This is a genomic window from Intestinimonas massiliensis (ex Afouda et al. 2020) (genome assembly GCF_001244995.1).
GTDB classification, from domain to species: Bacteria; Bacillota; Clostridia; order Oscillospirales; family Oscillospiraceae; genus Intestinimonas; species Intestinimonas massiliensis.
Genome location: NZ_LN869529.1, coordinates 2,044,092 through 2,064,986 on the forward strand (window position 1 = coordinate 2,044,092; position 20,895 = coordinate 2,064,986).

The 20,895-nt window shown below is 65.0% G+C and carries 24 protein-coding genes and 1 pseudogene; 13 read left to right on the forward strand and 12 right to left on the reverse strand.

The features are described 5' to 3' along the window. Positions 1-9 precede the first annotated feature (9 nt). From citD to BN2154_RS13830, 5 genes are read left to right on the forward strand one after another with little or no spacing between them, the layout of a single operon-like run. Positions 10-309, forward strand: a complete 300-nt coding sequence (gene citD / locus BN2154_RS13810; protein ID WP_050619332.1) for a citrate lyase acyl carrier protein — start codon at positions 10-12, stop codon at positions 307-309. Beyond that, entirely contained in the window at positions 306-1,217 is a 912-nt protein-coding gene (locus BN2154_RS13815) for an aldolase/citrate lyase family protein (RefSeq protein WP_050619333.1), read from the forward strand. The genes citD and BN2154_RS13815 overlap by 4 nt, the downstream gene beginning before the upstream one ends. A 1-nt stretch (position 1,218) precedes the next feature. Continuing rightward, on the forward strand, positions 1,219-2,793 hold the full coding sequence (citF, locus tag BN2154_RS13820) for a citrate lyase subunit alpha (protein ID WP_050619334.1): 1,575 nt from the start codon (positions 1,219-1,221) through the stop codon (positions 2,791-2,793). 36 nt (positions 2,794-2,829) lie between these two features. Continuing rightward, complete coding sequence (citC, locus tag BN2154_RS13825) at positions 2,830-3,831, forward strand: [citrate (pro-3S)-lyase] ligase (RefSeq protein ID WP_050619335.1); 1,002 nt, start codon at positions 2,830-2,832, stop codon at positions 3,829-3,831. Between the two features lie 54 nt (positions 3,832-3,885). Continuing rightward, positions 3,886-4,122, forward strand: a complete 237-nt coding sequence (locus BN2154_RS13830; RefSeq protein ID WP_050619336.1) for a hypothetical protein — start codon at positions 3,886-3,888, stop codon at positions 4,120-4,122. 48 nt (positions 4,123-4,170) lie between these two features. On the opposite strand, the gene BN2154_RS13835 is transcribed toward BN2154_RS13830, so the two are convergent. Beyond that, a complete protein-coding gene (locus tag BN2154_RS13835) occupies positions 4,171-5,577 on the reverse strand; it encodes an MATE family efflux transporter (RefSeq protein ID WP_242853766.1) in 1,407 nt (468 codons plus the stop codon). A 14-nt stretch (positions 5,578-5,591) separates the two neighbouring features. Next, positions 5,592-6,728 carry a cysteine desulfurase family protein gene (locus BN2154_RS13840; RefSeq protein ID WP_094762521.1) on the reverse strand — a complete coding sequence of 379 codons (1,137 nt, stop codon included), beginning with the start codon at positions 6,726-6,728 and terminating at the stop codon, positions 5,592-5,594. A gap of 187 nt (positions 6,729-6,915) precedes the next feature. Between BN2154_RS13840 and BN2154_RS13845 the strand changes: the two genes are divergently transcribed. Then, complete coding sequence (locus BN2154_RS13845) at positions 6,916-8,286, forward strand: rubredoxin (protein WP_195892360.1); 1,371 nt, start codon at positions 6,916-6,918, stop codon at positions 8,284-8,286. A 41-nt stretch (positions 8,287-8,327) separates the two neighbouring features. Here BN2154_RS13845 and BN2154_RS13850 read toward each other — a convergent pair whose 3' ends face one another. From BN2154_RS13850 to BN2154_RS13860, 3 genes are all read right to left on the reverse strand, one after another. Further along, positions 8,328-9,740, reverse strand: coding sequence for an APC family permease (locus BN2154_RS13850; RefSeq protein ID WP_050619338.1), 1,413 nt, complete (start codon positions 9,738-9,740; stop codon positions 8,328-8,330). A gap of 239 nt (positions 9,741-9,979) precedes the next feature. Beyond that, on the reverse strand, positions 9,980-10,873 hold the full coding sequence (locus BN2154_RS13855) for an NYN domain-containing protein (protein WP_050619339.1): 894 nt from the start codon (positions 10,871-10,873) through the stop codon (positions 9,980-9,982). 11 nt (positions 10,874-10,884) lie between these two features. Then, entirely contained in the window at positions 10,885-11,691 is an 807-nt protein-coding gene (locus BN2154_RS13860; RefSeq protein WP_050619340.1) for a M55 family metallopeptidase, read from the reverse strand. Positions 11,692-11,909: 218 nt separating this feature from the next. Here BN2154_RS13860 and BN2154_RS13865 point away from each other — a divergent pair, with 218 nt between their 5' ends. Genes BN2154_RS13865 through BN2154_RS13875 form a run of 3 tightly spaced genes read left to right on the forward strand, consistent with a single transcriptional unit; the run spans position 11,910 to position 13,563 of the window. Then, positions 11,910-12,452, forward strand: coding sequence for an RNA polymerase sigma factor (locus tag BN2154_RS13865; protein WP_050619341.1), 543 nt, complete (start codon positions 11,910-11,912; stop codon positions 12,450-12,452). Next, a complete protein-coding gene (locus tag BN2154_RS13870; RefSeq protein ID WP_050619342.1) occupies positions 12,433-13,152 on the forward strand; it encodes a DUF4367 domain-containing protein in 720 nt (239 codons plus the stop codon). The genes BN2154_RS13865 and BN2154_RS13870 overlap by 20 nt, the downstream gene beginning before the upstream one ends. A gap of 39 nt (positions 13,153-13,191) precedes the next feature. After that, positions 13,192-13,563, forward strand: coding sequence for a hypothetical protein (locus BN2154_RS13875; protein WP_050619343.1), 372 nt, complete (start codon positions 13,192-13,194; stop codon positions 13,561-13,563). 50 nt (positions 13,564-13,613) lie between these two features. On the opposite strand, the gene hpf is transcribed toward BN2154_RS13875, so the two are convergent. The 4 genes from hpf to ftsL all read right to left on the reverse strand — a co-directional run bounded on the left by hpf (position 13,614) and on the right by ftsL (position 16,628). Next, entirely contained in the window at positions 13,614-14,156 is a 543-nt protein-coding gene (hpf, locus tag BN2154_RS13880) for a ribosome hibernation-promoting factor, HPF/YfiA family (RefSeq protein WP_050619344.1), read from the reverse strand. A 162-nt stretch (positions 14,157-14,318) separates the two neighbouring features. Beyond that, entirely contained in the window at positions 14,319-15,482 is a 1,164-nt protein-coding gene (locus BN2154_RS13885; RefSeq protein WP_242853767.1) for an amidohydrolase, read from the reverse strand. A gap of 387 nt (positions 15,483-15,869) precedes the next feature. After that, positions 15,870-16,304: a S1 RNA-binding domain-containing protein gene (locus BN2154_RS16630; protein ID WP_438819143.1), complete on the reverse strand. Its 435-nt coding sequence runs from the start codon at positions 16,302-16,304 to the stop codon at positions 15,870-15,872. A gap of 45 nt (positions 16,305-16,349) precedes the next feature. Then, on the reverse strand, positions 16,350-16,628 hold the full coding sequence (ftsL, locus tag BN2154_RS13895; RefSeq protein ID WP_050619345.1) for a cell division protein FtsL: 279 nt from the start codon (positions 16,626-16,628) through the stop codon (positions 16,350-16,352). Between the two features lie 166 nt (positions 16,629-16,794). Between ftsL and BN2154_RS16130 the strand changes: the two genes are divergently transcribed. Beyond that, positions 16,795-17,010: a hypothetical protein gene (locus BN2154_RS16130; protein ID WP_050619346.1), complete on the forward strand. Its 216-nt coding sequence runs from the start codon at positions 16,795-16,797 to the stop codon at positions 17,008-17,010. Here the strand turns inward: BN2154_RS16130 and yabQ are convergent. The 3 genes and pseudogenes from yabQ to BN2154_RS13910 all read right to left on the reverse strand — a co-directional run. After that, a pseudogene (yabQ, locus tag BN2154_RS16590) lies at positions 16,909-17,169 on the reverse strand (spore cortex biosynthesis protein YabQ); the annotation flags it as partial. The gene BN2154_RS16130 and the pseudogene yabQ sit on opposite strands and share 102 nt — an antisense overlap. After that, positions 17,117-17,404 carry a sporulation protein YabP gene (yabP, locus tag BN2154_RS13905; RefSeq protein ID WP_050619347.1) on the reverse strand — a complete coding sequence of 96 codons (288 nt, stop codon included), beginning with the start codon at positions 17,402-17,404 and terminating at the stop codon, positions 17,117-17,119. The pseudogene yabQ and the gene yabP, both read right to left, overlap by 53 nt. 63 nt (positions 17,405-17,467) lie before the next feature. After that, positions 17,468-18,004, reverse strand: coding sequence for a biotin transporter BioY (locus tag BN2154_RS13910; RefSeq protein ID WP_050619348.1), 537 nt, complete (start codon positions 18,002-18,004; stop codon positions 17,468-17,470). 173 nt (positions 18,005-18,177) lie between these two features. On the opposite strand from BN2154_RS13910, the gene BN2154_RS13915 reads away from it, so the two are divergent. The 3 genes from BN2154_RS13915 to BN2154_RS13925 all read left to right on the forward strand — a co-directional run bounded on the left by BN2154_RS13915 (position 18,178) and on the right by BN2154_RS13925 (position 20,862). Then, positions 18,178-19,170, forward strand: a complete 993-nt coding sequence (locus BN2154_RS13915) for a biotin--[acetyl-CoA-carboxylase] ligase (protein ID WP_050619349.1) — start codon at positions 18,178-18,180, stop codon at positions 19,168-19,170. Between the two features lie 15 nt (positions 19,171-19,185). Further along, the gene (locus BN2154_RS13920; RefSeq protein WP_094762523.1) at positions 19,186-19,698 is read left to right on the forward strand and encodes a transcription repressor NadR; all 513 of its coding nucleotides are present in this window, start codon (positions 19,186-19,188) and stop codon (positions 19,696-19,698) included. Between the two features lie 99 nt (positions 19,699-19,797). Further along, positions 19,798-20,862 carry a PTS sugar transporter subunit IIC gene (locus BN2154_RS13925; protein WP_050619351.1) on the forward strand — a complete coding sequence of 355 codons (1,065 nt, stop codon included), beginning with the start codon at positions 19,798-19,800 and terminating at the stop codon, positions 20,860-20,862. Positions 20,863-20,895 lie beyond the last annotated feature (33 nt).

A 20,895-nucleotide genomic window follows, 5' to 3' on the forward strand; every position in this document is an offset into this window, starting at 1 on the left:
TGTCTGTTGATGCAGTTGAAAAAGGCGGCCGTCGCCGGGACGCTGGAGTCCAGCGACGTGCAGGTTTCGGTCGAGCCCGGCGAAGGTACCTTGGACATCTCCATCCAAAGCAGTGTGCTCAACCAGTACGGCAGGCAGATCATGGCCACGGTCCGCGAGGTGCTCGATCATCTAGCTGTCGCCGATGCAAAGGTCACCGTAGTGGACATGGGTGCGCTGGACTGCACCATCAAGGCCCGCGTGGAGTGTGCTGTGTTCCGCGGCTGCGGGATCGACGAGGGCTATCCCTGGGGAGGCGAAGTGCGATGATCCCACGTCCCACCCCCGAGCGCTTCCGCCTGCGCCGCACCATGATGTTCCTCAGCGCCCAGAAGCCCGGCCTCATCAAGGACGCCTACATCTACGGTGCCGACAGCCTGATCCTGGACCTGGAGGACGCGGTGGCGGAGAACCAGAAGGACGCCGCCCGCTTCTCCCTCTACCACACCCTGACCACGGTGGATTACGGCGACACCGAGGTGCTGGTCCGCATCAACGGCCTGGACACTCCCCACTGGCGGGAGGACGTGCGGGTGGCCGTGGCGGCGGGGGCCGACGGCATCCGCATTGCCAAGTGTGAGTCCGCCGCCGACATCCGCCAGGTGGAGCACGCCGTGGAGCAGGCCGAGGCCGAGTTCGGCATGGAGCCGGGCCGGACCCTGCTGATGGCGGCACTGGAGAGCCCCAAAGGTGTGCTCAATTCCTACGAGATCTGCTGCGCCTCCAACCGAATGCTGGGCATCGCCCTGTCCGGCGGCGACTTCCGCAAGTGCATGCAGGTCTCCCCCACCCGGGACGGCATCGAGATGGCCGCCGCCCGGGGTCATATGGTTCTCACCGCCCGGGCGGCCGGCGTCCAGTGCTTTGACACCGTGTTCACCGACCTGGACGACATGGAGGGCTTCCGCCGGGAGGTCGCCGACAACCACCGGATGGGCTTCGACGGCAAGAGCGTCATCAATCCCAAGCAGGTCCCCATCGTACATGAGATCTTCGCCCCCACCGAACAGGAGATCGCCGCCGCCGAAAGGATCGTCCGGGCCGTCCAGGAGCAGGCCGCCCAGGGCATCGGCGTCTTTACCATCGACGGCAAGATGATCGACGTCGCCTTTCTGCCCGGCGCAGCCCGCACCATCGCGCTGGCCAAGGCCTGCGGCATCTACAAGGGGGAGCTTTGAGATGAAGAATTTTGTGGGACGCGACATCCCGGATTGCCTGCTCGCCGGCGGCCGTGAGGTCTATCAGGGCAAAAACGCCAAGGACGGCGTCTATTTTACCAAGGCCGGGCCCCGGGTCCGGCGCTGTGAGAAGCCGGTGGAGACCAAGGTGGTCCCCACCCTGAAGGAGGCTCTGCTCCGCTGCGGCGCCCACGATGGCATGACGGTCTCCTTCCACCACCACCTGCGGGACGGCGACTACGTGGTGAACCTGACCGTGGCCACTCTCTTTGAAGAGCTGGGGCTAAAGGACATCACCATCGCCGCCACCTCGCTGGGCAGTGCCCACGACCCGGTGGCCGAGTATATCCGCCAGGGCAAGGTGGTGGGCATCCAGACCAGCGGCATCCGGGGCAAGGTGGGGGAGGCGGTCTCCCGCGGGGAGCTGAAGACCCCCGCCGTCATCCGCAGCCACGGTGGCCGCCCCCGGGCCATCGAGGCCGGGGAGCTCCACATCGACATCGCCTTTGTGGCGGCTCCCACCGCCGATTCCATGGGCAACTGCCGGGGCGTGGGCGGCAAGAGCGACTGCGGCTCCCTGGGTTACGCCATGACCGATGCCCGCTTTGCCGACCACGTGGTGGTGGTCACCGACACCCTGGTCCCCTTCCCCAACTACCCGGCCAGCGTGGAGGCCATCGACGTGGACTGCGTGGTGGTGGTGGACTCCATCGGGGACCCCAAAAAGATCGCCAGCGCCGCCGCCCGGATGACCGAGAACCCCCGGGACCTGATGATGGCGGAGAGCGCCGCCCGGGTCATGGCCGCCACCCCCTATTTCCGGGACGGCTTCTCCTTCCAGACCGGCGTGGGCGGCCCCTCCCTGGCGGTGAACCGCTTCCTCACCCCCCTCATGGAGGAGCGCGGCATCCAAATGGGCTGGGCCATCGGCGGCATCTGCACCTCCATGGTGGAGATGCTCAAGCAGGGCCTGGTGGGCCAGATCATCGACGTGCAGGACTTTGACCTGGGGGCCGTGGAGAGCATCCACCGTACCCCCGGCCACTACGAGATGAGCGCCAGCCAGTACGCCAACCCCGCCAACAAGGGGGCCTTCGTCAACCGTCTGGACTTCGTCATCCTCTCCGCCCTGGAGATCGACGTGGACTTCAACGTCAACGTGCTCACCGGCTCGGACGGCGTGCTGCGGGGCGCCCCCGGCGGCCACCCGGACACCGCCGCCGGCAGCAAGTGCTGTATCATTGTCACGCCGCTGGTCCGGGGCCGGATGGCTACGGTGTGCGACCATGTGGTGACGGTCACCACCCCCGGCGACTGCGTGGACGTGCTGGTCACCGACTACGGCGTAGCCGTCAACCCCCTCCGGGCCGACCTCATCGCCTGCCTGGACGCGGCGGGCATTCCCCACGTGACCATCCAATCCCTGCGGGACCGGGCCTACGGCATCGTGGGCGTCCCGGACGAGCTCCAGTGGCAGGACAAGGTGGTGGCCGTGGTGGAGGCCCGGGACGGCACCATCCTGGATGTGGTCCGGCAGATCAAGCCCTACACCTTCGACGGGACCGCCACGCCCTGATTTTGGATTTTACGCGCTGAGACGCGGGAGGGTTCGATGGACGATATCACGCTGAGACAACTGGACCGGCGGGACCCCGCCGCCGCTGCGGAGTGGCGCCGCCTGCTGGAGCAGGAGGGCATCCACGAAGACCCCCACCTGGACTACACCGCGGGCGTCTATGACCGGCATGAGCGGCTGGTGGCCACCGGCTCCTGCTTCCGCAATACGCTGCGCTGCTTTGCCGTGGACGGGGCCCACCGGGGCGAGGGGCTGCTGAACACTGTGGTCTCCCACCTGGTGGAATATCAGTATGGCCGGGGCAACTGCCATCTGCTGCTGCACACCAAATGCTGCAACCTCCCCGTCTTCCGGGACCTGGGCTTTCACGAGATTGCCCGGGTGGAGGGCCAGGTGGTCTTCCTGGAGAACCGCCCCCACGGCTTCGAGAGCTATCTCAGCCGGCTGCAGCAGGGCCATGGCCGGCAGGCCGCCATCGTCATGAACGCCAACCCATTTACCCTGGGCCACCGGCGGCTGGTGGAGACGGCCTGCCGGGAAAATGACACCGTCCACCTGTTCCTCGTCTCCGAGGACGTGTCCCAGTTCTCCTTCTCCGTGCGCAAACAATTAGTGGAGCAGGGCACCCGTGACCTGCACAACCTCATCTTCCATGAGACGGGCAGCTACCTCATCTCCACCGCTGTGTTTCCCTCCTACTTTTTTCCCAGCAGCGAAGCGATCACCCAGATCCAGGCCGCCCTGGACTGTAAGGTGTTCCTGCGCATCGCCCAGGCCCTGGACGTCACCTCCCGCTACGTGGGCCAGGAGCCCTTCAGCCCTACCACCGCCGTCTACAACGAGATGCTCCGCCGCATCCTGCCGGAGCACGGCGTGACCCTGCGGGAGATCCCCCGCTTCTCCGCCGACAACACGGTCATCAGCGCCTCCAAGGTGCGCAGCCTGCTCTCAGAGCCCCAAAGTCAGGCTTCCAGGCTCATCAAGCTGCTGCCCCCCACCACCTATCAGTATCTGGCCGGAGCACATTTAATCAAATAGCCCCGGCGGGTTTTTCTGCGCATTTGGGGCATCCTGGGAGTGGAGGTGATCGCCATGCCCCTGACCAACGTCCATTTCCACCTGCCTGCCCTGCCGGAGCCTTCCACCCGTCAGGTCCAGCAGGAGCTGTTGGCCATGCCCGGCGTGCTGGAGGTCCGGCTCGACCAGAGCTCCGGCGACCTGGCCGTCCGCTACGACACCGGCGGCACCAGCCGGGAGCTCATTCGGGAGCGGCTGAACCGACTGGGCTGTTTCTTCGTTCAGACCAGCCTGGAGCAGCTTACCAGTTAGCCGTCCAAAAAGAGACCGCCTGCGCCTCAAGGCGCAGGCGGTCTCTTTTTATGTATCTGCGCTCCGGCTCGGCGTTTCCTCCCGCTGATAGCGGGCCACAGTAACGTCATTGATCCAGGCGCGGGACCGGAAGCGCCCCACGCCAAAGCCGAATTTACTTACCTGCTCCATGGTGATGCCGATGTAGACCCAGAAAATCCCCCACTTCAGCGCCAGCCCGAACAGGGCGGCCAGGGGGAGGGCCACCGCCCACAGGGGCAGAATGTCGATGCGCATAGCGGTCCGGACGTCGCCGCCACCCCGGAGGACTCCCACAATGTTGGTGGAGTTGAAGGCCCGCAGGGCCAGCGTAGTCCCGGTAAAGGTGAGCATCATGGTGGCGATGCCCGCCGACCGTGCGGACAGGTCGAAGATAGGGTAGACCCACACCGGCAGGAGGAAGTGGGCGGCCAGCACCAACAGCCCCCCCAGTACACCCCCGCACAGAAGGGCCAGGGTGTTCATGGTGGCCCCCACCTCGTAGACCGTATCCCGCCGCCCCGCGCCGATCTCCCGTCCCACGATGATGGCGGTGGAACCAGCCACGGCAAAGATGGCCACCGAGCAGATGTCCTCGATGTTGCCCGCCAGGGCACGGGCGGCCAGGATGGCGGCACTTCCCTCCATGTGGCCCATGATCACTTTATATAAGGTAGTGCCCAGGCCCCACATGGTCTCGTTGAGCACCACGGGGCTGGAGTAGCGCACGAACTTTCCCACCAGCTCCCTGCTGGGCCGGAGCAGCAGGGCAAACTGCAGCCGGAAGCGCCGGTTGGTCAGAGCGTAGATTGCCATAGCCACAAACTCCACCACCCGGGACGTCAGGGTGGCGACCGCAGCGCCCACCACGCCCAGCGCCGGGGCCCCCAGATTGCCAAAGATCAGCACCCAGTTGAGAAAGGTGTTGGTGCACATGGAGATGGAGAAGATGATGAGCCCCAGCTTGGGGTTCTCCATACTGCGGTGGGCCCCCACGTAGACCCCGGTGATGCTGTTGAGAATGTAGGAGGGGCCCACGATGCGGGCGTAGTCGGCGGCGATCTCCACCAGGGCGGCGTCGTTCACCAGCAGACCCATAAGCGGGCGTGGAAAGGCCATCATCACCAGGGCAAAGAGAATGGAGATGGCCCCCGCCACATAGCAGCCGATGCCGATGACCCGATTGATGTTCTCCCGGTCACCCTTGCCCCAATATTGGCTGATGAGGACGGAGGAGCCACTCTGCAGGCCGAAAATGACCAGTTGGATGACGAACACCGGCATGTTGGCGGTGGTGACCGCCGCCAAGGGGGTCTCGCCCAGCATCCCTACCATCAGGGTATCGACGAGGCCCAGAGACGTGGTGACCAGATTCTGCAGGATAATGGGGATGGCCAGGATCACCACGTCTTTGTAGAAGGCCCTCCCGCGTCTCATATAGTGGAACATCATTACCTCACTGCAATGCGATTTTTTTGAATCTCGGCCAGTGCGTCGGCCAGAGCCTCAGCGTCCCGGCGGGTGCTGTCCGGCCCGAAAGAGACCCGCAGCACCCCCATCAGCTCCTGCTTGCTCAGGCCCAGGGCGGCAAAGACATGGCTGGGCTTCCCCCGATGGCAGGCCGAGCCGGAGGACACGCAGATGCCCCGGTCGCTCAGGTCCCGCACCAGCATCTCGCTGGGGTAGCCCGGCAGGCTCACCGCGCAGATGTGGGGGGCATCCCCCGCGCTGATTACCCGGAGGCCCTCCACTTGGGCCCGGAGCCGCTCCAGAGCGTACTCCTTCACATCGGCTATGTGCCGGATGGCCTTCTCCCCGCCCCAGGCCCGGCAGGCCGCCGCCAAGGCCGCGATCTGGGCCGTGGGCTCGGTGCCGGAGCGCAGCCCGCCCTCCTGCCCGCCGCCGGGGAGCAGAGGCTTCCACTTGGAAATCCGCTCCTTTTTGATATACAGGGCCCCGATGCCCTTGGGGGCCCGGACCTTGTGGCCGCTGATGGTCACCAGGTCGGCGCCCAGACCCCGGGGGGTGAAGGGCACCTTTAAAAAGCCCTGCACCGCGTCGGTGTGGAGCAAGGCTGGGCATTGGGTCCGCCGGATGGCCTCCGCCGCCGCCTTCACGGGCTGGATGGTCCCCAGCTCATTGTTCACCAGCATCACCGACACCAGCACCGTGTCCGGCCGCAGGGCGGCGGAGAGCTCCTCCGGGTCAATGTGCCCGGTCCGGTCCGGTCGGAGCCGGGTCACCTCATAGCCCTGCTCCTCCAGCTCCCGGATGGGCTCCAGCACGGCGGCGTGCTCGATGGCGGTGGTGACGATGTGCTTTCCCTTGTGCCGGTTGTACCGCACCGCCCCCCGCACAGCCCAATTGTCCCCCTCGGTGCCGCAGGAGGTGAAGAACAGCTCCTCCGGCGCGCAGCCCAGGGTGTCCGCCACCGTCTGCCGGTCCTCCCGGAGCCGGGCGGCCGCCCGTCCTCCCCAGGCATAACGCGAGGAGGGATTGCCGAACTCCTCCGTCATGACCTCCAGGGCGGCCCGGGCCGCCTGGGGACACACCTGTGTCGTAGCCGCATTGTCCAGATAAACCAGCATGTTTCTGCCCCTCCCACGTTGTTCACGTTCCGATATTGTATGTCAAAGCCAGTGGGAAGTCAACCCCGCCAAAATTCCCTCTTATTCACTAGGATTTTGTTGACAAGTCCCCGTCGGAACGCTATACTGAAAGGCGAAAAGTGTGCGGTCCGGCCGCAAATCCTGACTTTTGGAAAGGAAATCTGCTATGAGCGCCATCAAGCTGCGTGAGGGTATCTGGTCCGTCGGCATTCTGAATCCCGCCCTGCGGGTATTTGACATCGTCATGGAGTCCAAATACGGCACCTCCTACAATGCCTATCTGCTCACCGGAGAGAAAAACGTCCTCATCGAAACCGTCCACCTGGACTATTGGGACGAGTTTGTGTCCAACGTGGAGGAGGTCCTCCCCCTGGAACAGGTGGACTACCTGATCATGAACCACACCGAGCCCGACCACTCCGGCAGCGTGGCCCGGCTGCTGGAACGCTGCCCCAATCTGACGGTGCTGTGCACCACCTCGGCCAAGAAGTTCCTCACCGCCATCGCCAACCGGGCGCTCCCCTGCCGGGTGGTGAAGGATGGAGACACCCTGGACCTGGGCAATAAGGTCCTCCACTTCCTCACCGCTCCCCTGCTCCACTGGCCCGATTCCATGTTCACCTGGGACCCGGCGGACCGAACCCTGTTCACCTGTGACTTCCTGGGGGCCCACTTCTGCGAGCCCACCATGAAGGACACCGGCATCCACCCCGTCTACCGGAATGCCTACGAGGGGGAGCTGCGCTACTATTTTGACTGCATCTTCGGGCCCTTCAAGCCCAGCGTTCTGGCCGGACTGGACAAGATGCCCGCCGAGGCCGAGCTGGTCTGCCCCAGCCACGGCCCCGTCCTCACCGAGACCCTGGCCCATGCCAAGGAGCGCTACCGCGCCTGGAGCACCCCCGCCCCCAAGTCCGGCCCCACCGCCGCCGTGCTCTACTGCTCGGCTTACGGCTGCACCAAGGCGCTGGCCGAGGCCGCCGCCCGGGCCCTGGCGGACGAGGGCTTTCAAGTCACCGCCGCCGATCTGGTCTATGACGCCGCCGACGTATCCGGTCTGGTCAACGGCTGCGACGTGGTCCTCTTCGGCGCCCCCACCATCAACCGCAATGCCCCCGAGGCCATCTGGCACGCCGTCCACGCCGTGGACGCCATCAACACCAAGGGCCGGGCCGCCGGCGCCTTCGGCTCCTTCGGCTGGACCGGCGAGGCCGCCGACATGCTTCAGGCCCAGCTCGCCCAGTTGAAATTCAAGACCTTGGAAAAGCCCTTCAAGGTCTGCTTCCGGCCCACCGAGGCCGACCTAGCCGCCGTGGCCGACTACGCCCGGGCCGTGGCCGCCCTGACCGCCCCCGCTAAGCCCGCCGCACCCAAGGCTCAGAAGTATGTCTGCTCCATCTGCGGCTACATCTATGACCCGGAACAAGGCGACGCCAAGGGCGGCGTCGCCCCCGGAACCCCCTTCGAGTCCCTCCCCGCCGACTGGGTGTGTCCCCTGTGCCGCATGGGCAGGGAGATGTTCAAGCCTGCTCCCTGACCAATGTAAAAAAGCCTGTTCGGATGTCCGAACAGGCTTTTTTATACCTCTTTCCGCCCATCCCCCAGGATGAGGGCCTCCCGCTCCTGCCGAGTCAGGCTCCGGTCCCGCAGGCGGTAGAGCCCGCTCCCCAGGGCCGTCAGCCCCAGGGCCAGCAGGTACTCCAGGGGCGTCAGCGCCCCCGGGCTGAAGGGTAGCAGGATGTTCCCCGCCAGAAAGAGGGCGGCCAGAACACCGAACGCCGCCATGGGCCTCCCGCCGGGCATGCGCACCGGCCGGGGCAGGTCGGACCGGGTCCGGCGCAGCCGCAGCACCGCCGCCAGGGTCATGACCCACATGACGATGGTGGCCAGGGAGGCCACGTGGATGAGGGGCCGGAAGAAGAGCTTTCCGGTGAAGGGGGCGGGCAGGACGAAGGCGGCGGCGAACCAGACGCACCGGGTGGGGGTCCCGTACCGGGGGTGGAGCCGCCCGAATCCGCCGGGGACCAGCTTGGACCGGGCCAGGCCGTAGAGCATCCGGGAGGAGGAGTAGAGGGTGGAGTTCATCACCCCCACCGCCCCCACAAGGGCTGTGGCCAGGAAGGCCAGGCGCACCGCCGGCCAGCCGGTGATGGACACCAGCACATCGGCAAAGGGGGCGGTGCGGTCCACCGCCGTCCGCCAGGGCAGGTTCCCCGCCACCGCGGTGGGCACCAGGCACAAAAGGGCGGTGACGATGAGCAGGCAGGTAATCAGGGCGGCTCCCGCCTTCCGCGCGGCGGAGCCGGTGGCGTCGGCCGCCGCCTTGGCCACCGTCTCCCATCCGGCCACCGAGAACACCAGCATGGACAGCAGGGAGGCCGAACCGCTGAAGTGGAATTCCAGCCCACCGTCGGCGGCGTAGACCGCCGGGTCGAAGTGGGAGAAGCAGACCGCCAGCCCGGCCAGGCACATGGTGAGCAGCACCACGGTGGCCAGCTTGGCCAGGGAGGCGCACAGGTCGGCGCCTCGGTACTGGATATAGACAATGGCGCCGGCCAGGGCAAGCTGGCACAGCACATTGGGCAGGGTCACCGAGTGGCCTCCCACCGTATAGAGCAGCCCCACCCGGCCCAGGGCGGGAAACAGCTCATCCAGCAGGGAGATGGCGGCCAGGTCCACCCAGCAGAAGACGATGGAGTTCATCAGCACCCCCGCCCAGCCCACCGCAAAGCCCCCGCCGGGGCCGAAGGCGGCGCTGGAGTAGACCACCTCGCCCCCTTGCCGTGGCAGCATGGGGATGGCCTCCATATAGGCAAAGGCGAAGGGCAGCTCGACGACGATGCACAGGGCAAACGCCACGGCCAGGTTCAGGGGACCTCCCGCCACCTCCAGCCAGGGGCCGGTGAGCAGGAGCCAGGACGTACCCAGCATACACCCAATGCCCATGGCCACCAGGCCGAAAAAGCTGATGGACTTGTTGCCGTCTCCCATATACCGCGCCTCCCTGCCGGGTCTCCCCAGCCGTGCAGCCGGGTCCCGCCCCGTTCATCACCGCCCAAGGGCGTACCGCGCTGTGTGGTAATCTCTGGAACAGACATAAAAGTTGTATTCGTATGCCGCGCTCCGGGCCGTTCCGAAGCTGCTCAGGTTCTCCACCCGGATCCGGTATGCAATCCCTGCATCCGCCGGTTGCATGGGGTCATCATGGGTCAGCCCTCCCTCCCCAGCATCTATTTCCGCTTCTTATCCCGCAGATAAATGTGCTTGGTGTGGGGGTTGGAGGTCTGCCGCGCGTCCACCTCGAAGCGGGGCAGGCTTTTGATGAGGGTGGTGAGCTTGGAAAAGCCATAGTTTCGGGGGTCGAAGTCGGGTCTCTGTTTGGCCAGCAGGTTGCCCAGCTCTCCCATAAAGGCGTAGCCGTCCTCGTCCGCGATCATCTCCAGCGCGTCGGCGATCAGATCCACCATCTCCGGCGGCACTCCCCGCTCGGGTTCGGCGGCGGGCGGCTCCGGCACGGGGGGCTCCGGCGCAGGCTCCGGGACCTCGGCCGCCTTCTTCCGGCCCTTCCGGCTCTTGCCGGCGGCTGGCTCCTCCGGCCTGGCGGCGGACGGCTCTTCTTTGGCAACCTCCGCCTGCTCCTGGAGCTTCCGGGCCGCGGCCCGTGCCTTGTCCCCGGCAGCCCGTATGACCTCGATGTAGACAAATTTGTCGCAGGAAGCGATAAAAGGCTGGGGGGTCTTCTTCTCCCCCATGCCGATGACCTTCATCCCCGCCTCCCGCAGGCGGATTGCCAGCCGGGTGAAGTCCGAATCGCTGGAGACGATGACAAAGCCGTCGCACCGCCCGGTGTAGAGCACATCCATGGCGTCGATGATCATGGCCGAGTCGGTGGAGTTCTTGCCGGTGGTGTAGCTGTACTGCTGGATGGGGGTGATGGCGTTCTCCAGCAGGATGGGTTTCCAGGAGGCCATATTGGGGGTGGTCCAGTCTCCGTAGATGCGCTTGATGGTGGGGGTGCCGTAGACGGCGATCTCCGCCATCACGTCCCGCATGGCGGTCCGGGAGGCGTTGTCCGCGTCGATGAGCACCGCCAGGCGCAGATCTCTGTCATTTTGCTGTGGCATGTGATCCTCCCTTAGTCGCTGAGCACGAAATGGAAATAGCGCAGCATCTCGTACCAGTCGTCGCTGTCGAAGCATACATTTTTGCCGTCCTCCAGCCGGGCGCCGGGGTAGAAGCTCTTGGAGTAGGCCAGCTTGTGTTCCCGGAACCGGATGACCGACTCGAAATGGTCGGGCATGTGCACCCGGCACCGGTCGGCTTTTTTCACCGCCTCCTCGGCGCCCGCCCGGATGCGCTCCACCGCCACCGCCGGGTGGAGGGAGACCACCCCTCCGCCCACACCCCGATTGACAGGGACAGTGACGATCTCGGGGATGAGCTCCCGGGCGAAGGCGCACAGGTCGGCGTCGCCGGACAGGAAGGCCACCGGCACGCCGTAATAGCCGGCGGTGTAGGAATTGAGAAGAAACTCGCTGGCCCGCACGCCATTGATGGCAACGTACTCGTTGCCCAGGTTCATGGTGTGGCTGAGGGGATTGCCGGGGCAGGCGGCCCAGGCGTGATAGCCCGTGAAGAGCACCGCCCCGAAGGGGGCGGAATCCAGTCCCGACATCATGGACAGCGGGTCCCCGGTCCACCCCCGCAGGATGCGCGTCTCTCTGGGCAGGGCGGTGGGGTCAAGATTGCGGGCGGTGTCGTGGGCATCCTTCAGGAGAATATCTTCCGCCCCCGCCGCCACGGCTCCGGCGCAGGCGGCGGCTACCTCCCGGGTCATCTGCTGCTGGAAGGGCCGGTAATCGTCCATGGTCTTGCGCTCGGTCTCGGACCAGTCGGCGATGCCGCAGGTCCCCTCGATGTCGGCGCTGATATAGATCTGCATTGCTGTACACTCCTTTTTCTCTCCGACGGGGCGGTTTCGCCCCGATATTTTCCTTTTTAAGTATACCACATCCCTTTTTCTTTGGATACAGCAACCTGTGGGACTTTTGGGCAATTTTTGTCGCTTTGTGGAAAAATTTTTCTCAATTTCCGGTTGGTATTGTCCTCCGCCGCGTGTTTGTGATACAGTATAGATACGCTGCGAAAGGGGGAAGGCGCATGCCGCCCGGCCTGACCGCGCTGGAGCTGGAGACGGATCGCGCTCTGCTCCAGCAGATCTACGAGCAATATGAGCCCCGGATGTACCGTGTGGCCCTGCAGGTGCTGAAGTCCTCCGTCCTGGCGGAGGACGCCGTTCACGATGCGTTTCTCAAGCTCATCAAACATTTTTCCGAAATCCGCAAAATTTCCTGTAAGGAATTGGAGCCCTTCGTCGTTATTATAGTGAAACGGACTGCGCTGGACCTGCTCAAGCAGGAGAAGCGGCTGACCTCGCTGGAGGACGGCTGGGACCCGCCCGCCGGGTCCGGTCCCGAAACCGAGACCGCCTACCACCGCCTGGTGGAGCTGATCCGCTCCATGCCGGACACCTACCGGGAGGTGCTGGAGCTGCGCTGCGTGCTGGAGTGGTCCAACAAGGACATCGCCCGGCGACTCTCCCTATCGGAAAATGCCGTGGCGGTGCGTCTGATGCGGGGCAAAGCCTTGCTGCAAAACAAACTGGAACAGGAGGGGTACGGCCGTGAAGGATTCGGAATTTGACGCTCTGCTGCGCAGCGCCCTTCTGGAGGCCGCCCGACTGGATGCCGAGGCCCTGACGGAGGGTGAGACCGAGGCGCCATCCCGCTCGCTGGAGTATCAGGCCGAAATGGCCGCCCTGCTGCGGGACCCCATCCGCGGCGGTGCCCGGCCCAAGGTCCGGCCCGGCCTGTGGCGGCGCAGCCGCCTGTTCCGCTCGGCGGCCTGTCTGGCGCTGGGGGCGGTCCTGTGCCTGGGCAGCGCCGTGACCTTCAGCCCGAGCGCCCGGGCCTGGGTGGTCCACTTCTTCAGCCAGCGCTTTGAGGACCACTCCGCCTTCTCCTTCCAGGGGGATGGGATGGACGGCCCGGACGACGTCCTCTACCGGCCCACCTACCTCCCCGCGGGCTATATGGAGGACCGCTCCCAGGGCGATCTGCCCGAGGATATGGCCATCTACGTCAACGATCAGGAGCAGTTCCTCTACTTCTCCTATATGGCCGGCAACACCGCCGGCACCTTCGCCGTGGACAACGAGCACTCCACGGAAAAGCTCATCACCATCGGCAAGGACTGTCAGGCCCATCTGCTGGAGACCATCAGTCCCGACTATCCCAGCTTCCTCATCTGGATGGACGAGGAGAAGGGGGCGGCCTTCCTCATCGACGGCTACGTCTCCCCTGAGGAGCTCATCCGGGTGGCGGAGAGCGTGCAGGCGCAGTAAGCGCCCGGTCTGCATCCATCTTTACGGGAGGGAGCCGCGATGAAGAAAACGCCAAGACATACCGCCGTCTGGTTCGTCGTCACTTTTGCGGTGTGCGCTCTGGCGCTGGGTACCTTCTACCGGACCAGCGCCCAGGGTGAGCTGTCCCCCCATGTGCGCTATCAGGGGGAGTATTACGCCTGCCTGCATGACCAGCCTCTGGACTACGGCCGGCTGGAGGAGCGGCTTCTCCCCGCCGGCGTGGTGGATACCCTGGTGGAGGAACGGGCGGAGCGGGACTTTCAGACCAACTGCGAGGCCTACTGGGGCGGCGGGCTGTACCGGGACCCCAGCCAGGCGGACACACTCTACCTCCGGCTGAACGCCAATACGCCGGAGGAGACGCTGCTGCTGCTGGAAAAGGCAGCCTGAACTTCACGGAAAAGCGCCGGGGCAATGCCCCGGCGCTCTGTGGTTTCGTATTACAGCGCGTCCTCGATGAGGCCGTAGCCGCCGTTTTCTCTTTTATACACCACGGAGAAGGCTCCGCCGGCATCCTCGTTCTTGAAGGCGAAGAAGGCGTGGTCCACCAGGTTCATCTGGAGGATGGCCTCTTCCTGGGTCATGGGCTTGATGGGGAAGCGCTTGACCCGCTCGATCCTGAACTCCTCCTCCTCCTCGGGCACGAAGTCCGAGACCTCCGCCACATCCACGGACCGCTCGAAGGCGTCCTTGCGCAGACGTTTTTCCAGGCGGGCCTTGTTCTTGCGGATCTGACGCTCGATGGTGGACACGGCCGCGTCGATGGAGGCCCGCATGTCGGAGGTGCTCTCGGAGGCGCGGAGGATCATACTGCCGGAGCGGACGGTAACCTCGGCCCGGTTCCGGTCCTTTTCTACGCTAAAAGTAATGGCAGCCTCCGCTTCGCTGCTGAAATAGCGGTCCAGCTTGCCCACCTTTTTTTCGGCGTAGGCATGGACGGATGCAGGCAGGGTGACCTTCTTGTCGGTGAATACGAATTTCATTCGATTCAGCTCCTTCTTCCGCCCCCGGTGGGGGGCTATCGTTGACGGCGGACGGAGTGCCCGTCCTCCGGGTATTTTTATTATACCAGCTTTCCCCCAAAAAGTCACCGCCAATCTGGAAATATTCTGTGAACTTTTCACAATGTGCGTTTGGAGCGGCCGTCAGCCCTTGACCTGTTTTCCCCCGATGAACACATAGCGCACCTTCCCGTTCCAGTCCAGTGGATGGCCGGTGGTGACCACAATATCGGCGTCCTTGCCCGGCTCCAGAGAGCCTACCCGTTTGTCCAGACCGGCCAGCCGGGCGGGATGGATGGTGATGGCGGCCAGGGCCTCCTCGGGCTCCAGACCGCCCCGGACCGCCAGAGCGGCGCAGATGGGCAGGTATTGGATGGGGATCACCGGGTGGTCGGTGCAGATGGCCACCGGCACCCCCGCTCGGGCCAGAATGGCCGGATTCTCGATGGTCAGGTTGGCCAATTCCGGCTTGCTGCGGTCGGTGAGGCTGGGCCCGGTGATGACCCCCGCCCCCTCCGCCGCCAGCAGCTCGGGCAGCAGGTGGCCCTCGGTGCCGTGGACGATGACGTATTTCAGGCCGAACTCCCGGCAGATCCGCACCGCGGTGGCAATGTCATCCGCCCGGTGGGCGTGGATGTGGACGGGCAGCTCCCCCCGCAGGACGGGGATCAGGGCCTCCAGCTTGGCGTCGTAATCCGGTGCGTCGGTATCCTCCTCGGCATCGGCCTTGTCCTGCTTGTCCATGTACTCCAGGGTCTTGGAGAGCTCCTGCCGGATGACCGCCGCGGTGGCCATCCGGGTGATGGGGGTCTCCTTGCGCTCGTTATACACTGTTTTGGGATTCTCCCCCAGGGCCATCTTCATGGCCGCCGGGGCCCGGAGCACCATCTCGTCCACCCACCGTCCGTCGGTCTTGATGGCGGCAAACTGCCCGGCGATGGGATTGGCGCTGCCCGGCCCGGTGAGCACCGTGGTGACGCCCCCCTCCCGGGCCTCGTGAAAGCAGCGGTCCTGGGGATTGATGGCGTCGATGGCCCTAAGCTGTGGGGTACAGGGGTCGGTGGACTCGTTGCCGTCGTCGGCCTCAAAGCCCAGAGCATTGCCGAACATACCCAGATGGCAATGGGCGTCGATGAAACCGGGCAGGATGTGCCCGCCCCCGGCGTCGTACACCGGGCCGGCCCCCGCCGCGGTCCGGGCGGACATCTCCCCCACCGCCCGGATCTTTCCATTCTCTACCTCCACATAGCCGTGGGGGATCACCGGCCCAGCCATAGTGTGGACCACTCCGTTGAGGATGCGCATCATGATTTTCCGCCTTTCGACAAAAGTTCTCATTGACATTTTTAGGAAGTTTATGTAAGATAGGCTTGTACGCGAGGAAGCGTATTCCCACTCTGGCTGGAGTTCATTCCATTCTCCCGCACAATCCCCTTCTTTGAGCGCCCTGGTGCTTCCGGGCGCTCCCTTTTTTGCCCCGGACAAAAAAAGGGCGCGGCCTCCGGCCGCGCGCTTTTTCCATTTTTACTTGCGTCCTCCGCGGCGGGAGCTCTTCTTCTCTAAGTACCGCATCTCGGACAGCTTGCTGTCCGAGGCCTGCATAAAGTGCTTGAGGCGGTCCTCAAAGGTCTCCGGCTCGGCAGGCTGCGCGCCGCGAAAGCCGCCGGAACGGCCGCCCTGGCGGGGTGCGCTCTTTTACACATCTCCTTGACCTGGTTTTCCCCGATGAACACATCGCGCACCTTCCCCTTCCCGTCCCCTGGGTGGGCCGGGGTGGCCCCAATATCGGCGTGCCTGCCGGGGGCGGAGGCCCGGGCGGGGGGGACCGCCCTGGCGGCGCCCTGGGGGGTGGCCCGCGGCCGGGCCCGGCGCGGGCCGCGGGGGGCGGGGAGGAGGATCCATCGCCTTTTTGATGGACAGATTGATGCGGTTGTTGTCATCAATGCCGATGACCTTCACCTTGACCTCCTGTCCCTCCGTGAGGTAGTCCTTGACGTCGTTCACGTAGGAATAGGCGATCTCCGAAATGTGCACCAGCCCGGACCGGCCGCCGGGCAGAGACACAAACGCGCCGAATTTTGTGATTCCTGTCACTTTTCCTTCCAGGATCGAACCAACACCAAACTCCATACCTTTTGCTAAATCCTCCTTGCAATTTACCCCGGGGACCCTCGCTCAGTTCGAGGCGATGAAAATGCGCTCGTCCGGCGCAGCCAGGCCCAGCCTGTCGCGGGCAATGTCCTGGATGCGCTCAGGGTCGCCGCTGTTTTCCACGTCGTCGGCCAGGTCGGCGTTTGCCTGGGTCTGCGCCGCCACCTGCCGGCTCAGGTCGTCCCGCTCCGCCTGGGCGGAGGCGATCTGTCCCTGCAGATTCAGGAGAGAAGTCGCCAGGTAAATCAGCAGAGCGAGTACGACGATTTTTGTGAGCAGACCCGCCTTTTTTGTCTTTACCACGGCCCTTTTCCCCCTTTTCCGCGCCCTGATTTCGCTTCAGGGTCTCCATTTCTCCGGGTATCAGCCTTATTTTATACCATCTCCGGCCATAATGAAAGATATTTTTTGCAATTTTAATAAGTTTTTTACACAGAAGGCCCAGCCAAATCATGGGCAGGGCGGCCAGATGGCAGAGATAAGCGATCCCGTCGGCCAGCAGGCCCGCGAGAAAGAGGGCGGGGCGGCTGAGGAGGAGGAAATAGAATACCGCCCCCACCCCCACGGCGATGACCATAAAGATCCGCAGCCGCCCTCCGGTGGCCACGGCGTAGACGAAAAGGGCGGCGGTGAGCAGGAGCCAAAAGAGGAAATCCAGGACGGGGCCCAGCAGGGGGAGGCGTAGCCTGCGCCGGAGGACCCGCATCAGGTCGTAGACCAGGCCCGCCCCCATGCCCAAGATCGCCGCCCCGGCAAAGGTAAGAGCCTGGTCCCACAGGTCGATGCCCATCCTACCGGAACAGCCGGGCGAAGAACCCGCCCCGGTCCCCGGCATCGTCCTCATAGGTGAGGGAGTCCACCGAGCCCTCCACCTTCAGGTCCCCGCCGTCCAGACTCAGCTTCTCGATGTGCAGGTCCTCCCCCCGCACCACCAGGGAACCTTTGGAGGTGGACATGACGATGGTGGTTTCGTCAAAGCTCTCCACCTCCTCCACTCCGGAGACCGTCAGGGACTCCCGTCCCTCCAAAATCACGTGGTGGGCCGCCTCCGGACGGACCCGTTTCTCCTCGTATTGCATCCTGATCCCGCCTTTCCCACAGCTTTGTACCATCTTATGGGACAGGGCGGTCAGATATGCTTCTCAGTGGGAAAGGGCTCGCTTCAGGGGCCGGGCCAGCAGAGTGGTGACGGCAATCTTCAAAAAGTCCCCGGGCAGGTAGATCAGCATCCCCGCCCGGACCACATACCAGATCGACAGGCCCTTATCCAAATAGACGTTCAGGATCAGGTACATATACGGCAGACCCACCAGGTAGAGTACCCCCAGCCCGGCCAGGCAGGCCGGGACGATGCGCCGGGCCTGGGTCCCCTCCCCCGCCAGACGGCCGATGACCCAGGCGGCGGGGATCAGTCCCAGCAGGAAGCCGAAGCTGGGCTGGAACACATAGCCCAGGCCGCCGCCCATGGTAAAGACGGGCAGGCCCGCCAGCCCCAGCGCCACATAGACCGCCTGGGAGGCCGCCCCCCAGCGGGGCCCCAGCAGAACCCCCGCCATGGCAGTAAAAAAGAACTGGAGGGTCAGGGACAGGGCGCCCAGGGGAATCTTCAAAAAGGCCCCGATGGCGGTGAGGGCGGCAAACAGAGCCGCCAGGATCAGGGAACGGGTCTTACTGTGCATACGGGTCGCTCCAATCGTAAACCATTTTTTATATTGAGTTTACAATAGTATAGCGCAGCCATCGCCGGTTGTAAACTATTTTTTAATTTTTGTTGACAGCCTTTGGCCCTCAGCTATAATAAAAGGGTATTAGGGTGTCTTGTCAAGGGTCCAGGCAAAAAGGAGGCTTTGATATGCTGGAGGAAGAGGTCCTGGCGCTGCTGCGCGGCCATGGGGAGGGGCATCTCTCCGGAGAGGCCATGAGCCGCACTCTGGCGGTAAGCCGCGCGGCGGTGTGGAAGGCGGTGGAGGCCCTGCGGCGGGACGGCTACCAGATCACCTCCGCCCCCAATCGGGGCTACCGCCTCGCCGGCGGTCCCGACCGCATCCGGGCAGGCGAGCTGGCCGGAGCTCTGGCAGGCCGCACCGTCGGGCGGGAGCTGGTCTGTCTGGAGACGGTGGACTCCACCAACACCGAGGTCAAGCGCCGGGCCGCCGCCGGAGCGGCCGAGGGTCTGGCCGTTCTGGCCGAGGAGCAAACCGCCGGCCGGGGCCGTAGGGGGCGCTCCTTTCAGTCCCTTTCCGGCAAGGGACTTTACTTGTCTATCCTGCTGCGGCCGGCCGTCTCGCTGGCCGATCTGTCCCAGCTCACCGCCTGGACGGCGGTGGCGGTCTGCCGCGGCATCCAGGCCTGCTGCGGAGCGGAGCCCCAGATCAAGTGGACCAACGACATCCTTCTGAATGGAAAAAAGCTGTGCGGCGTCCTGACCGAGCTGGAGCTGGAGGCCGAGAGCGCCGCCCCGAGCCATGTGGTGGTGGGCCTTGGGGTCAACGTGAGTCAGACCGCCGCGGACTTTGGCCCGGAACTGGCCGATATCGCTACCTCGCTGAAGCTGGAGGGCTTTTCCGTCCGCCGTGCGGAGCTGGCGGGGCGGATCTTGGCCGCGCTGGACGACCTGTATGCCGCCTTCCCCGCCGGCAAGGCGGACTATCTGTCCGACTACCGGGCCCGGTGCGCCACCACGGGCCGTGAGGTGCTGCTGCTCCGGGGGGGCGCCCAGGTCCCCGCCTTCGCCGAGGCCGTCGACGACGACTTTGGCCTGGTGGTCCGCTGCCCCGACGGCCGCCGGGAGACCGTCACCTCCGGCGAGGTGTCGGTCCGGGGCCTGATGGGACAATATGTGTAAAGGAGGATGCCCTTTATGAATGCCGTCCAACGCCGGGAGGCCCTCTCCCGCTGCCTGACCGAGACCCTCTGCCCGGTGAGCGCCACCGCCCTGGCCCAGCGCTTTTCCGTCAGCCGCCAGATCATCGTGGGGGACATCGCCCTGCTCCGGGCGGCGGGAGCCAACATCGTCTCCACACCCCGGGGCTACCTGGTGCCCCGGGAGGTAGGCGGGCGGCTGCGCACGCTGGTCTGCCGTCACAGCGCCGCCGAGCTGGAGCCCGAGCTCAACATCATGGTGGACAACGGCTGCACCGTCATCGACGTGGCGGTAGAGCACCCGGTGTACGGCCAGCTCTCCGGGCGGCTGGAGCTCTCCTCCCGGTATGATGTGGGAGAATTTATACGCAGGGTAAAGGAGGAGGGGGCCAAACCCCTCAGCGTCCTCACCGACGGCATCCACCTGCACACCCTCCGCTGCCCGGACGAGGACGCCTTTCAACGTGTCCGGACCGCGCTGGATGCGGCGGGCTTTCTGGTGAAGGAGTAGCTTCCGCTTGACAAATATCCAAAATCCGCTATAATAGGACCTTACAGGTGTCTTGACACCTGTAAGGTCCTATTATTTTACCCAAAGGAGCCCGCCACTATGGACAAGCTCAACGCCTTCCTCCAGCGCAAAAACATCGTCATCTCAGCCAAGCGATACGGCATCGACGCCCTGGGGGCCATGGCCCAGGGCCTGTTCTGCTCCCTGCTCATCGGCACCATCATCAAGACGCTGGGCCAGCAGCTCGGCGTCCCGTTCCTGGTGGACATCGGCGGCTACGCCTCGGCCATGTCCGGCCCCGCCATGGCCGCCGCCATCGGCTACGCCCTTCAGGCCCCTCCGCTGGTCCTCTTCTCCCTCATCGCCGTGGGCTCCGCCGCCAACGGCCTGGGCGGGGCCGGCGGCCCTCTGGCCGTACTCGTCATCGCCATCCTCGCCGCCGAGATTGGCAAGGCCGTCTCCAAGGAGACCAAGGTGGATATTCTGGTCACTCCCCTGGTGACCATCTGCGCGGGCGTGGCTCTGTCGGCCTGGTGGGCCCCCGCCATCGGGGCGGCGGCCTCCGCCTTTGGCCAGCTCATCAAGGACACCACCGTACTGCAACCCTTCTGGATGGGCATTGTCGTGTCCGTGCTGGTGGGCATCGCCCTGACCCTTCCCATCTCCTCCGCCGCCATCTGCGCCGCCTTCGGCCTCACCGGCCTGGCGGGAGGGGCGGCCGTGGCGGGCTGCTGCGCCCAGATGGTGGGCTTCGCCGTCCTGTCTTTCCGGGAAAATCGCTGGGGCGGCCTGGTAAGTCAGGGCATCGGCACCTCCATGCTCCAGATGCCCAACATCGTCCGCAATCCCCGCATCTGGCTCCCCGCCATCGTCACTTCCGCCATCACCGGCCCCATCGCCACTTGCGTCTTTCGGTTAGAGATGAACGACCCCGCCGGCGGCGTGGCTTCGGGCATGGGCACCTGCGGCCTGGTGGGGCAGATCGGCGTCTATGCCGGCTGGGTCAGCGACGTGGCCGCCGGCATCAAGCCCGCCATCACCGCCTTTGACTGGGCGGGGCTGGTCCTGGTCTGCTTCATCCTCCCCGCCGTACTCTGCTGGGCCCTGGGTCTGGGATGCCGGAGGCTGGGGTGGATTAAGGAGGGGGACCTGACCCTCTCCTGAACTCCTATGCAAAAAAACAGCGGCCCCGGACGA

What these genes read in the sequence shown, in the direction of transcription:
- BN2154_RS13845 (WP_195892360.1), top strand. Translation starts at nt 6,916, where the DNA reads ATGAGCGCCATCAAGCTGCGTGAGGGTATCTGGTCCGTCGGCATTCTG.
- yabP (WP_050619347.1), bottom strand. Translation starts at nt 17,404, where the DNA reads ATGCAATACGAGGAGAAACGGGTCCGTCCGGAGGCGGCCCACCACGTG.
- BN2154_RS13925 (WP_050619351.1), top strand. Translation starts at nt 19,798, where the DNA reads ATGGACAAGCTCAACGCCTTCCTCCAGCGCAAAAACATCGTCATCTCA.
- BN2154_RS13875 (WP_050619343.1), top strand. Translation starts at nt 13,192, where the DNA reads ATGAAGAAAACGCCAAGACATACCGCCGTCTGGTTCGTCGTCACTTTT.
- BN2154_RS13815 (WP_050619333.1), top strand. Translation starts at nt 306, where the DNA reads ATGATCCCACGTCCCACCCCCGAGCGCTTCCGCCTGCGCCGCACCATG.
- BN2154_RS13835 (WP_242853766.1), bottom strand. Translation starts at nt 5,577, where the DNA reads ATGAGACGCGGGAGGGCCTTCTACAAAGACGTGGTGATCCTGGCCATC.
- BN2154_RS13855 (WP_050619339.1), bottom strand. Translation starts at nt 10,873, where the DNA reads ATGCCACAGCAAAATGACAGAGATCTGCGCCTGGCGGTGCTCATCGAC.
- BN2154_RS16630 (WP_438819143.1), bottom strand. Translation starts at nt 16,304, where the DNA reads ATGGAGTTTGGTGTTGGTTCGATCCTGGAAGGAAAAGTGACAGGAATC.
- BN2154_RS13915 (WP_050619349.1), top strand. Translation starts at nt 18,178, where the DNA reads ATGCTGGAGGAAGAGGTCCTGGCGCTGCTGCGCGGCCATGGGGAGGGG.
- citF (WP_050619334.1), top strand. Translation starts at nt 1,219, where the DNA reads ATGAAGAATTTTGTGGGACGCGACATCCCGGATTGCCTGCTCGCCGGC.
- citC (WP_050619335.1), top strand. Translation starts at nt 2,830, where the DNA reads ATGGACGATATCACGCTGAGACAACTGGACCGGCGGGACCCCGCCGCC.
- BN2154_RS13910 (WP_050619348.1), bottom strand. Translation starts at nt 18,004, where the DNA reads ATGCACAGTAAGACCCGTTCCCTGATCCTGGCGGCTCTGTTTGCCGCC.
- BN2154_RS13860 (WP_050619340.1), bottom strand. Translation starts at nt 11,691, where the DNA reads ATGCAGATCTATATCAGCGCCGACATCGAGGGGACCTGCGGCATCGCC.
- BN2154_RS16130 (WP_050619346.1), top strand. Translation starts at nt 16,795, where the DNA reads ATGGCAGAGATAAGCGATCCCGTCGGCCAGCAGGCCCGCGAGAAAGAG.
- BN2154_RS13865 (WP_050619341.1), top strand. Translation starts at nt 11,910, where the DNA reads ATGCCGCCCGGCCTGACCGCGCTGGAGCTGGAGACGGATCGCGCTCTG.
- BN2154_RS13850 (WP_050619338.1), bottom strand. Translation starts at nt 9,740, where the DNA reads ATGGGAGACGGCAACAAGTCCATCAGCTTTTTCGGCCTGGTGGCCATG.
- BN2154_RS13830 (WP_050619336.1), top strand. Translation starts at nt 3,886, where the DNA reads ATGCCCCTGACCAACGTCCATTTCCACCTGCCTGCCCTGCCGGAGCCT.
- BN2154_RS13840 (WP_094762521.1), bottom strand. Translation starts at nt 6,728, where the DNA reads ATGCTGGTTTATCTGGACAATGCGGCTACGACACAGGTGTGTCCCCAG.
- citD (WP_050619332.1), top strand. Translation starts at nt 10, where the DNA reads ATGCAGTTGAAAAAGGCGGCCGTCGCCGGGACGCTGGAGTCCAGCGAC.
- BN2154_RS13885 (WP_242853767.1), bottom strand. Translation starts at nt 15,482, where the DNA reads ATGATGCGCATCCTCAACGGAGTGGTCCACACTATGGCTGGGCCGGTG.
- hpf (WP_050619344.1), bottom strand. Translation starts at nt 14,156, where the DNA reads ATGAAATTCGTATTCACCGACAAGAAGGTCACCCTGCCTGCATCCGTC.
- BN2154_RS13920 (WP_094762523.1), top strand. Translation starts at nt 19,186, where the DNA reads ATGAATGCCGTCCAACGCCGGGAGGCCCTCTCCCGCTGCCTGACCGAG.